Origin of the sequence: Klebsiella sp. GG_Kp173 (assembly GCF_040062415.1) — a bacterium.
GTDB lineage: Bacteria > Pseudomonadota > Gammaproteobacteria > Enterobacterales > Enterobacteriaceae > Klebsiella > Klebsiella quasipneumoniae.
This window is the reverse complement of sequence record NZ_JBEAFZ010000040.1, coordinates 1-10,459: the sequence shown is the minus strand read 5'-3', so window position 1 is coordinate 10,459 and position 10,459 is coordinate 1. Positions and strand designations below refer to the sequence as shown.

11 protein-coding genes and 2 pseudogenes are annotated in these 10,459 nt (G+C 50.3%); 4 read left to right on the top strand and 9 right to left on the bottom strand.

What is annotated here, in order from left to right; genetic code table 11:
* Positions 1-675 precede the first annotated feature (675 nt).
* Both ltrA and ABLU50_RS15575 read left to right on the top strand, forming a co-directional pair.
* Complete coding sequence (gene ltrA, locus ABLU50_RS15580; RefSeq protein ID WP_004178082.1) at positions 676-2,163, top strand: group II intron reverse transcriptase/maturase; 1,488 nt, start codon at positions 676-678, stop codon at positions 2,161-2,163.
* An 85-nt stretch (positions 2,164-2,248) separates the two neighbouring features.
* Positions 2,249-3,385, top strand: coding sequence for a tyrosine-type recombinase/integrase (locus ABLU50_RS15575; protein ID WP_014386529.1), 1,137 nt, complete (start codon positions 2,249-2,251; stop codon positions 3,383-3,385).
* Positions 3,386-3,439: 54 nt separating this feature from the next.
* On the opposite strand, the gene ABLU50_RS15570 is transcribed toward ABLU50_RS15575, so the two are convergent.
* The 7 genes and pseudogenes from ABLU50_RS15570 to ABLU50_RS15540 form a co-directional block, all read right to left on the bottom strand.
* Positions 3,440-3,766, bottom strand: coding sequence for a hypothetical protein (locus ABLU50_RS15570; RefSeq protein WP_071080930.1), 327 nt, complete (start codon positions 3,764-3,766; stop codon positions 3,440-3,442).
* Positions 3,767-3,916: 150 nt separating this feature from the next.
* Positions 3,917-4,240, bottom strand: coding sequence for a hypothetical protein (locus ABLU50_RS15565; protein WP_004197568.1), 324 nt, complete (start codon positions 4,238-4,240; stop codon positions 3,917-3,919).
* Positions 4,237-4,995, bottom strand: coding sequence for a hypothetical protein (locus tag ABLU50_RS15560; protein ID WP_004181760.1), 759 nt, complete (start codon positions 4,993-4,995; stop codon positions 4,237-4,239). The genes ABLU50_RS15565 and ABLU50_RS15560 overlap by 4 nt, the downstream gene beginning before the upstream one ends.
* Positions 4,992-5,951, bottom strand: coding sequence for a DNA replication terminus site-binding protein (locus ABLU50_RS15555; RefSeq protein ID WP_048984469.1), 960 nt, complete (start codon positions 5,949-5,951; stop codon positions 4,992-4,994). The genes ABLU50_RS15560 and ABLU50_RS15555 overlap by 4 nt, the downstream gene beginning before the upstream one ends.
* A 42-nt stretch (positions 5,952-5,993) precedes the next feature.
* Positions 5,994-6,401, bottom strand: a complete 408-nt coding sequence (locus tag ABLU50_RS15550; protein WP_004186937.1) for a hypothetical protein — start codon at positions 6,399-6,401, stop codon at positions 5,994-5,996.
* Positions 6,402-6,410: 9 nt separating this feature from the next.
* Positions 6,411-6,854 carry a hypothetical protein gene (locus ABLU50_RS15545; protein WP_020477096.1) on the bottom strand — a complete coding sequence of 148 codons (444 nt, stop codon included), beginning with the start codon at positions 6,852-6,854 and terminating at the stop codon, positions 6,411-6,413.
* Between the two features lie 20 nt (positions 6,855-6,874).
* Positions 6,875-7,950: pseudogene (locus ABLU50_RS15540) on the bottom strand (IS3 family transposase); the annotation flags it as partial.
* A gap of 167 nt (positions 7,951-8,117) precedes the next feature.
* Between ABLU50_RS15540 and ABLU50_RS15535 the strand changes: the two are divergent.
* Positions 8,118-9,086 (top strand): IS110 family transposase, encoded by a 969-nt coding sequence (locus tag ABLU50_RS15535; RefSeq protein ID WP_003031967.1) that lies wholly within the window; start codon positions 8,118-8,120, stop codon positions 9,084-9,086.
* A gap of 18 nt (positions 9,087-9,104) precedes the next feature.
* On the opposite strand, the pseudogene ABLU50_RS15530 reads toward ABLU50_RS15535, so the two are convergent.
* A pseudogene (locus tag ABLU50_RS15530) lies at positions 9,105-9,272 on the bottom strand (transposase); the annotation flags it as partial.
* A gap of 254 nt (positions 9,273-9,526) precedes the next feature.
* On the opposite strand from ABLU50_RS15530, the gene ABLU50_RS15525 reads away from it, so the two are divergent.
* Positions 9,527-9,775, top strand: a complete 249-nt coding sequence (locus tag ABLU50_RS15525) for a hypothetical protein (RefSeq protein ID WP_227504618.1) — start codon at positions 9,527-9,529, stop codon at positions 9,773-9,775.
* A 59-nt stretch (positions 9,776-9,834) separates the two neighbouring features.
* Here ABLU50_RS15525 and ABLU50_RS15520 read toward each other — a convergent pair whose 3' ends face one another.
* A complete protein-coding gene (locus ABLU50_RS15520; RefSeq protein ID WP_032747566.1) occupies positions 9,835-10,290 on the bottom strand; it encodes an IrmA family protein in 456 nt (151 codons plus the stop codon).
* Between the last annotated feature and the right edge of the window lie 169 nt (positions 10,291-10,459).

Below are 10,459 nucleotides of genomic sequence, written 5' to 3'. Positions count from 1 at the left end.
AACACAACCCGCTACGGGGGAGACTTACCCGAAATCTGATTTATTCAACAAAGCCAGGATACGCTCAAACACTCGGTCAAGGGTTTCAGTCGTACTGCACTTTCTGAACTTCAGGAGATAGGTTTCTCTCAGGCTACTGTGCGCATTTGGGCTTTTCAACAACGACGCTCCGGGGCATGTTCAAAAACACTGGCTATTTTCGAAAACAGTAAACGAAGTTCCACGCACAGGCAAGAGAAGCCATTTGATTAATTCACGTTCTGCCTGGATTTGAAAAAAAACAATGTTACTATACTGGTTATAAAAACAGTGTGCGCCGGGAGACCGGTAGAGATCAAGGGGTGAAAGTCCCCGACCATTGAAGGACCAGCAATCCACAAGGTCCCCGAGTCATGCGTTGCATACCGCGAGGTATGGGGCGAAGCGTTGACAGGGGTGTTGACAGGCCAGCCATTGAGCCACGAAATCTATATTAAATTACCGGGTGCCGACGTTGTACTGTTAACGGAAGGCAACATCATAGGGTGCGATACTGCGAGTGCCACATGGACCCGGCGGGGTCTGAGACCCTGGCATGTCAATACGATCTCTACGCGGGAACCGGGAGATCTCCCCCTCTGACCATCTGCCAGTGTCGGAGATGGCCCGCACCGGGAAGACGAGGAGTCATAGCCGGTGATGTACGGAGAGGAGAAGTCGGACTCGCTCATAGTAGCGGCGAAGCAGGCGAACAACCCGAAAGGAGCGGAGTCAGTGGAGCGAAGGAGCGGGGCCAAGGGGAATGCGGAACAGCCACACATGCGCCGGACACAGAGCCGGGAAAGCATGTCACAGAGGCTGTCACGCGTGCGGGAAGCTGCGAAGCAGCGGAAGAAAGAACGGTTTACAGCATTGTTCCACCTGCTGACAGTCGAAGCACTGGAAGCCGCATTCCTCTCCCTGAGCAGGAAAGCGGCCGCCGGAGTGGATGGCATCAGGTGGATGGACTACGCCGGAAACATGAAGAACAACATAACAGATCTGCACCGGAGGCTACATCAGGGCAGCTACAGGGCGCAGCCCGGCAGGCGTCACTACATCCCAAAAGCGGATGGAAAACAACGCCCGCTCGGCATCGCCTCGCTGGAGGACAAGATCGTCCAGTATGCGCTGGTGAAAATCCTGAACGCAGTCTATGAAAACGACTTTATGGGGTTCTCATACGGGTTCAGACCCGGGCGAAGCCAGCACGATGCACTGGACGCACTGGCCACAGGGCTGGTACGCACTAACGTAAACTGGGTACTGGATGCCGACATCAGTCAGTTCTTCGACAGGGTGAGCCACGAATGGCTGATCAGGTTCACAGAGCATCGGATCGGCGACCGGAGGGTAATCAGGCTCATACGTAAGTGGCTCACAGCCGGGACGTCGGAGGAGGGTCAATGGCGAGCAACGGAGGAAGGCACCCCACAGGGTGCGGTCATCTCACCGCTGCTGGCAAACATATACCTCCACTACGTCTTCGATCTGTGGGCGCATCAGTGGCGACGTCGCTATGCCACAGGCAATGTGGTAATGGTCAGATACGCCGATGACATCGTCATCGGGTTCGACAAACGATACGATGCCCGGCGCTTCCGTATAGCCATGCAGCGCAGACTGAGGGAGTTCGGACTCACGGTTCACCCGGAGAAAACCCGTCTGATGGAGTTCGGCCGCTTCGCTGCCGAAAACCGTGCCATCAGGGGAAAAGGCAAACCAGAAACGTTCAACTTCCTCGGGTTCACGCACATCAGCGGGAAAGATCGCAACGGCAGGTTCATGCTGATACGAAAGACCCGCCGGGATCGGATGACGGCAACTCTGAAAGCCATCAAAGACGGTCTGCGAAGGCGCTGGCATTACTCAATCCCCGAACAGGGAAAATGGCTCAGGAGAGTGGTTCAGGGATACCTGAACTATCACTCGGTACCGGGCAACTTCCCCACCATGCAGAAGTTCAGGACACACGTAACAAACCTCTGGCGCCGGGCGCTCAGGCGCAGGAGCCAGAAGGATGATACGACCTGGACGAAAGCAAACAAACTGGCAGCCGCATGGCTACCAAGGGTTCGGGTTCTTCATCCATGGCCTGTGGAGCGGTTCACCGCCAGACACCCGAGGCAGGAGCCCGGTGCGTAAATCGCGCACGCCGGGATCTGTGCGGGGGGTATCCGGTAACGGGTATCCCTACCGCGACATCAGTGAAAAGACATGAGATCTTCCCATGACAGATAAAACCAAACTGGTTGCTATCTCACGAACCGATGACATGAGCGCTCTGGATGCACTCAAGCTCTTGCGGTTTCGCCGGTACAATACGGCCAGAAGTCAGTTAAGGGTCACGAGTGTCTGGTCTGCATGGTGCGCCAGGCACGGTCTGACCCCCTTCCCGGTCACAGCGGTTGATGTCGAGCGCTATATTAATGGGCTGAATGGATCCGTTAAAATGGCGACTATCTCTCATTTTATTGCATGCCTTTCAAGCGTTAACAGCAGCCTGGGTTTTCCAGACTTCCGCAACGTTCTGATAAAAGCACTGGTTCAGGTATGGCGGGCGCGGGAGAATGAGAAAAAAATCGTCACCGGTCAGGCCCTTCCATTTCTTATATCCGATCTCAATATTCTTCGCCGGTCGCTGCATAAAAGCGATGACCTGAGAGACATACGGGACCTTGCAATGATATGGGTTGGGTTTGAAACCCTGCTGCGTAACGTGGAAATTCGAAGGATTAAAACCGGCGACCTGAAATGGCAAAATGACACGTCCTGTTACCTTCTGGACGTCATGCGGACCAAGACAAGCCTTTCAAGTAACCTGACATTTCAGCTCTCACCACAATGCAGTCAGCATGTCAGACGGTTGATTGAGACGGTGGAATACACCGATACCGAAACCTTCGGGCACCGTTTTCTTTTTCAGCCTGTAAACATCCATACAAACCGATATTTCCCGTCCACCAGCAGTAAGCTATCACGGGGAAAATCCATAGACAGGATGCTGGTCAAAGCAGGATTCAGTGAGGGGTTACTGACGCAGCTACAGAATGAATCAAAGGTATCACGGGAAGATGTTGGTATGCTGTCCTCTAATTCACTGAACCAGGCATTTGCACGCCTCTGGGGGATTGCCGGGAAGGTCGGCGACAGTAACCGACAGTCCGGGCGGTACCGGACATGGACAGGACACAGTGTGCGTGTGGGGGGAGCCATAGAGCTGTTTAAGGCCGGGTACTCCCTGGAAAAGATTACCGAGATGGGGAACTGGTCTGATCCAAAGATGGTCTTCCGTTATATCCGGGGATATCTTGCCAGTGAAAAAGCCATGGTAAGCTTTATGCGTAATCATCTGGACGACATATAGATTTTACGGAGAGAAACGCCAGCACTCAGCAACATGTTTCTGAGCGCTGGTCACTTATGAACTTTTCAGATATTCAGTTCTTTCAAATGTCACAACAAAATCCCCTTTTCCTGAAAGACTGTCAAAATCATCGAGTGTAAATTCATGGGTGTGATACCAAATGACCCTGCATGTGGGGCAGGTAACAGGTAACAAATCTTCCGCTAACTTTTCGCTGTTATGGATAACCTCACCCATCTCGTTATGTTCGACAATATAACCACTTATGCAAAGGGTTTCGTACCCATGAGCACCGGTAACAATATGGGTTGCTGTTCTCTCACGAATTTCCCCATTAATTTTAATCTGCTCTCGAGTGGTAATCGTTCTTTTATTATTCATGAAAACTCCGGATGATATTTAAAAACGGTTGACATTGCTCCCTGCTCGGAATAATTGCGAAGGCAGCCAGGAAACCGGAAAATACGTTACCCTGTGCCTGAATCAGTTCTGGTGCGTCTCACGAAGGAAAATGAGAGGCGATATCATGGATTATCCTTTTTGAGCAGCTTTTTCTTCTTTTCTTTGTTTTTTTAATCTCCGTTTTTCCCGGAAATTTGCAACGGTATAGAGAGTGACAGATGCAATAAAATTCACCAGTGCAGCAAACTCTACTGCCAGATTGATCACGGCAGGTTTGACAGGAAGCCAGAGTGAGACAAGGAGAAGGAGGAACGATGTGATACACCGTAAGGCGTGTACATTAGAGCCTCCACTCTGGTTAATCATACCCGTACCGGAACAGATTTTGTTTGTCAGATAATTTAATCCGAATGCACAAACAGCAGTTACTAACAAGAAAATAGCGTAAGTCATTTTTCCTCCAGAGGCTTTAATCTTAATTTGACCACGTTAACCAGTTTCATTACTCCCGCCTCATCCGGTACGAAAATGTAACGACATCTCGGCCATGTCGCGTGTGTAAATATCTTACCAGCGGTGTTGATATTCAGAGGCATAAGCCTTTCAGTCTTACTCAACGGCATTTTCTCTATCGGGATCAACCCTGACTTAAAACTTTTTATCATTAAGTCGAGAGGGGTTTTACAATCTTTATTGCTCATCGTTTCTGTGTAACGGATCATCCCGGCAATCGTTACCTGTATCGTTCCTATATCAGATTCGAATTTCGGCAGCACCGGCCAGTAAGGAATTTCAAAATCCACACTGGTAAGCGCCTGTTCGTAACCCTGCTCATTTGTTTCTGCAACCGTTTTAAGGCCTGGAAACCGGGCGTGCATAAATTTGATAATCTTTACCACATTGGGCGTGCTGGCCTGACGCTGATATATCTCTGGCAGCCATGTGGACGTGGTGGCCCATGTCGTGGTGCATGCATAAGTTTTTTGCTCCATATGCCATAAAATAGAGGTGTCAGCCAGGAAGTGATGAACAGTCAACAGCTCGGCCAGCAGCCGATCTTCATCTGGATGTGTTATGGCATTTTTGAAACAGACCTGTACACGGAAACGTTCTTTTGCAGACAGAAAAGTGTTTCCCCTACTGACGGCCACTTTGTATAACCTCCTGGCCGGATCAGCTTCACAAATCCCGGTTAAAATCCGGCTCATTTTGACTCCCTGATGACTTCCACCAGCCCTATACGGGGCAGGACAGAACGATATTTTTCATTAAAATCGCCGCGCTTCTGCCTTTCACCTTTTACGTAATTTTTTAACGGATTAAACCGGCCCGGTTCGCTGAACAAAATTAATGGTAAAGGCGCGCGAAAGTTGAGTTTGTACGGCCCATGAACATCATCTGGATCTTCAGGACTGGTGTACCGGATATTGACGTTAACAGCCGGAAAGTTACTTTCCCGGATAAGCCGAAATTTTCTCAAATTTTCATCGTCATGACTCACTTCATCATTGAGCAACGACAGCATCATGATTTCTTCGGTTCGTTCCTGTTTCAGCCGTTCAACATCCTGTTTTGTCAGACTGATATCCGGCTGGAGCTCAGTTATCTCCCTGCGTAAGCGGTCGATAACCGTTTCCAGCCGGGTAAATTTATGAATGACAGGGATTTGCCAGGTGAACCCCAGGGAGCGAATTTGCTCAGTAACGATCCGGATATTACGGGACACCTGTAAAGTCACCAGCCACGGGTAAACCTGATGCAGAATTTCTGACCGGGAGTCCTGGTAATGAGTGATAGCTTTTACAGCCTCAGCAAATTTGTCGCGAAGCCGGTTGATTTCACCCACCAGCGACATCACCTGATCATGATTGTTTCTGACCACAACGAACCCGGGATATTTTCGGGTGATTTTTGTTGAATAATGCTCATCCCTGACATGGACTTTATCAACCCGCTGCTGCCGGTAAATATCCACCAGGGTGTCGACGTCGGGTACCGAATGAGTCACATTGATTTCCTGTGGAGGATTCAACTCCTCAACACTACGGGGCTCCGGGAGCGTGGCAAGGTAAGATGAGCCGATATCGCTGTGACGGAGTAAACTGTGCAGCTCACCGAGTTTGCGTAGTTGCTCTTCGTTGTAATGGGCAAAGTCAGTATTCATATCGTCTCCCGTATCGTATTCCTGAACGTGCGACGGTAATCGTTAAACAAACTCTGGTAAAGACTTAAACGTCAGCCATACAGGCTGGCGTCGCCCGTCCCTGCATACTCTGACGAGGCGATAACGGTTTTTCTCCATCGTGACCAGCCAGTACCCATCGGAGACAGGGCGATCGAGAGTGAACAGTTTTAACCCGTAAAAACCCATCGAGGTAAACAGACGCCCTTCCCGCTCCCGGAAAGAGACCGTAAAGGACGGGAACAGAAGCCAGAATGCAGTGAAGAAAACATACCAGGTATACGGAACAGTCAGTTGTAGAATTTCATAGTTCCTGACGGTAGCTGTGACCAGGCCAAGGCTGAATACAGCAGCAATGCTGGCATATACTTTGAAAGACGCGCTATCGGAGTTTTTCCAGGTAATACCACTAATACAATGCACTTTGCTCATCGCCTTGCCTCAATGTAGTTGTCTGCGCACTTTCATCCGGGGAAGAATTTCTTTCTCCCACAGAGACCTTGCATTCCCATGCCCCCCCAGGAGTTGCATTGCACAAACCCTGTTAAACACGGTTACTTCTTTCCTGATTGCCTGGGTTTGGCTGTCTGTGAGCTCAATGCATTCCGGTACCAGCTGCATAACACCGTTCATCATTTCGGCCTTTATGAGGCCTGGACCGTCTTTAGGGTCGGCCTCACAGGATTCCTTTACATTAAACCCGAATGAACAAAGAAGCTGGCCCTGTGCCTTAGGCCCCATCTGGACCCCCCGGCTATCGACGGTAAAGCGGACGATCGCGTAATCCCCTCCCTGATCGCTGGTTATGTTTCTTACCAGCATGCTGACCGGAGTCATATGAAGCCAGCTGTAGATACCCAAAACAATTTCTTCTTTTAAAATCATATTCAATTTTGGATTGGCCCCTATATTTCCATACACTTTTTATCACTTAACCCATTACTGGTTCGCCGCCGCAGATATTCCCGTGGCGAACGATACCCCAGCGCACTATGCGGATGCCATTCGTTGTAATGTTCGAAGGCCTCCGCAAGGTTCTTTACCGCTGTTAACCCGTCGGGTTTCGGCATGATGCTGATGTAATCGCGCTTCATCGTTTTCACGAAGCTCTCTGCCATCCCGTTGCTTTCCGGGCTACGTACCGCCGTATGTTTAGGCTCCAGTCCTACCATTCTGGCGAACTGACGCGTCTGATAAGAACGGTAGGCTGAACCGTTGTCTGTCAGCCACTCAACGGGGGATGTCGGCAGGCTGTTACCGAAACGACGCTCCACGGCACCCAGCATGACGTCCTGCACGGTTTCACTGTCATATCCACCGTTACTGGCCGCCCAGTAAAGTGCCTCGCGATCGCAACAGTCCAGAGCGAACGTGACCCGCAGTTTTTCACCGTTATCACAGCTGAACCCGAAGCCGTCAGAGCACCACCGCTGGTTACTTTCTCCAATGGCCACTTTCCCTGTATGCGCCCGCTTCGAGGGCGGTATTTCCGGTTTACGCTCAAGCAGCAGCGCATTCTGACGCATGATGCGGTATACACGTTTGGCATTGATCACCGCCATGTCGTCAGTTTCTGATTGTCTGCGTAGCAGTGCCCATACCCGACGATAACCATAGGTGGGCAGATCGCCGATAACAGTATGGATACGGGCCAGCGCTTCAGTATCATCAGGCTTGCGCTTGCGTCGGCGATCCTGCCAGTTCTTCGACCTACTGACTATGGCATGCAGTTGCGCACGTGAGATCCGAAGGCAACGACTGACGAGGCCTATTTGCCATCCTCCGGCAACAAGGGCACGTGCGCTATCCACTTTTTTTGTCGGCCATATTCAACGGCTTCTTTCAGCAGCTCGTTTTCCATGGTTTTCTTACCCAACAGGCGCTGCAGCTCTTTAATCTGCTTCATCGCAGATGCCAGCTCCGACGCGGGTACAACCTGTTCACCAGCGGCAACAGCAGTGAGACTGCCTTCCTTGTATCTTGAAGACTGATTAAAATTAATACGATTAGATTTGGCAAAACGTATGCAGCCCGATGCCTTCCAGGGTTCAAGCCCGTATATCAGCGACTGGCGCATACGCTGAGCCACTCATCTGAAACCCGAACAGTTGTCCGTATTCCATAACGTATTTGCAAGGAGGGGTAAAAATGAGTCAGCCAAATCCACTTTGTGTGGGCATCGATGTTTCCAAAGCCACACTGGACATCGCTGCCAGCAGTGATGTTGCTCAGTTTACAGTCAGCAATGACTCTGATGGCTTTAACGCGATTATTACCGGACTGAGACGGCACTCCGTTGCTCTGGTTCTGATGGAGGCCACTGGTGGGCTGGAAGTTGCGGTGGCCTGTTCGCTTCAGGCCGAAGGTTTTGAGGTTGCCGTAGTCAATCCCAGGCAGGCCCGTGACTTCGCCCGTGCAATGGGATATCTTGCGAAGACCGACCGAATTGATGCCAGAGTCCTCACGCAGATGGCTGAGGTTATTAATCGTCACCCTGAGCGGAAACGCTTTATCAGGGCACTGCCGGATGCTGAACGTCAGGCCCTTGCTGCGATGGTGGTTCGCAGACGCCAGTTGATTGCGATGTTGGTGGCTGAGCGTAACCGACTGCATCCATCCCATCCGCAGAACAAGAAAAGCATTAATACCATCATTAAAGCGCTGGAAGATGAGCTTGTCAGGCTCGAGAAAGAAATGGACAGTCACATCCGTAACCACTTTAAAGAGATTGCTGAGCGCCTGAGCAGTATCAAAGGTGTAGGCACCATGACCGTTTCCGCGATGTTGGCGGAGATTCCGGAACTGGGAACGCTCTCCCGGCGCGAAATCAGTGCGCTTATAGGTGTTGCTCCTGTCAACCGGGACTCAGGGACTATGCGTGGCCGGCGAACCATTTTTGGCGGCAGGGCTGGCGTAAGATCAGCACTGTACATGGCTGCGCTTGTGGCAACCCGCTTTAATCCGGTGATAAAAACGTTTTATGTGCGCCTGCTTGCAGCCGGAAAGGCCAAAAAAGTGGCGCTGGTAGCCTGTATGCGTAAGCTGCTTACCATCCTGAACGCAATGCTCAGAAAGAACGAAGAATGGGATGAGTCGTACCACCACGTTGCTCCATAATTTTTACCTTCAAGACAGTTGCTGATATTGCTTCTTCCACTTAAACAGCAGGCTGGGCTGGATACCATGCAGGCGGGCGACATGGGAGACATTCATACCCGGCTCCATCGTCTGCTGGATAATGGCGATCTTCTCCTGAGGAGTTTTACGTTTACGGACTTCTTGCCCTAACAGGATCCCGGTCATCTCAAAATTGGTGTTAGTGTTAGACATATATTCAAGCCTATCTCTTATCTGGAGATACAGCTACTGTCTGGTGTTTCAGGGGGCTATATCAGGAACAATTAACGCTGGAATGCCTGCTCACCAATAATAAATACGCCAGCGCCTTTATTGCGCAGGATAGCGCGGGATATGCCCTGGGAACCCAGTCTGCTCCGACTGCTGAGCTGAATCTTGTCACTAATCAACCGGGGGTTAACGCCTACTATAATTCTCAGATGATCGCCGGTGGCTCGCTTTACTGGATACGTGTCGTCAAAGGCCCCTATGAATATATTGTTTACGATAAAGAGCAGCACGGCGATATGTCAGGTGTGGTTGTCACAAAAAAAGGGAAAAGAATCTTCCACAAAGATTGCAAGGAACCTATCAAGGTGGGTACACAAAACGATGGCAGCATCTTTAGCCGATTTGCGCAAGAAGATACAGAAGGCGATCGTATTATCGATTTAATCAACAAAGCATAAACGCTTATTTCGTCGTAATGGGGATGTATATCTATCATCCCCATAGAAGGCAGCTAAAGCTATCCGCTTTTTTGTACGCTCATTTTTAATGGTTGATAATATTGCGGATCAAACATCGACAGTGGCAGAGCATGGACTGAACCATCCGAAGACGTTTCCTCAACGTCGGTAATCACGATGTTAGCTGTATTTTCAACCGCATCACAGCTGAATTCAGTTGCCGAAAGGGTTGAGCGAGTAGCACTGCTATCGCCAAACGGCTGAACATCAAGAGTTCCTTTTTCCAGAACGGCTCCCGATTTATCAGTTAATTGTAAGCTGACTGTCAGGTTATTGAATGTCCCATCACCGCCGTTATCCAGCCGGAATACCAAAGAACACACGCCCTGCACCCAACTGCTATCCGTATTACGAATACTAATATACCGATGGTCATTCTCCGTACTCACTGCGGGGCCAACCATGCCGCCACAAAGTACGGCCAGCAATAAGCTGCATAATGTTTTCTTAATCATAATCTTCTACGCCCTCATTCCTCACGCCGCCTCACAAAATTCTGTTCTCTTCCCCGATACGTAGTAAGCGTTAAGTGAGCGCCGTATTGACGGTTATTTATCGGTAAGAACCACGTTCCATGGCAGCAGTTCGGCCACTTTGTTGCTGGGCCACTCCGGCAGTACGCTC

Bases quoted from the DNA above. Each gene is read 5' to 3' on its own strand.
- ABLU50_RS15570 (WP_071080930.1), bottom strand. From the start codon at position 3,766: ATGAATAATAAAAGAACGATTACCACTCGAGAGCAGATTAAAATTAAT.
- ABLU50_RS15535 (WP_003031967.1), top strand. From the start codon at position 8,118: ATGAGTCAGCCAAATCCACTTTGTGTGGGCATCGATGTTTCCAAAGCC.
- ABLU50_RS15525 (WP_227504618.1), top strand. From the start codon at position 9,527: ATGATCGCCGGTGGCTCGCTTTACTGGATACGTGTCGTCAAAGGCCCC.
- ABLU50_RS15550 (WP_004186937.1), bottom strand. From the start codon at position 6,401: ATGAGCAAAGTGCATTGTATTAGTGGTATTACCTGGAAAAACTCCGAT.
- ABLU50_RS15575 (WP_014386529.1), top strand. From the start codon at position 2,249: ATGACAGATAAAACCAAACTGGTTGCTATCTCACGAACCGATGACATG.
- ABLU50_RS15560 (WP_004181760.1), bottom strand. From the start codon at position 4,995: ATGAGCCGGATTTTAACCGGGATTTGTGAAGCTGATCCGGCCAGGAGG.
- ABLU50_RS15520 (WP_032747566.1), bottom strand. From the start codon at position 10,290: ATGATTAAGAAAACATTATGCAGCTTATTGCTGGCCGTACTTTGTGGC.
- ABLU50_RS15555 (WP_048984469.1), bottom strand. From the start codon at position 5,951: ATGAATACTGACTTTGCCCATTACAACGAAGAGCAACTACGCAAACTC.
- ABLU50_RS15545 (WP_020477096.1), bottom strand. From the start codon at position 6,854: ATGATTTTAAAAGAAGAAATTGTTTTGGGTATCTACAGCTGGCTTCAT.
- ABLU50_RS15565 (WP_004197568.1), bottom strand. From the start codon at position 4,240: ATGACTTACGCTATTTTCTTGTTAGTAACTGCTGTTTGTGCATTCGGA.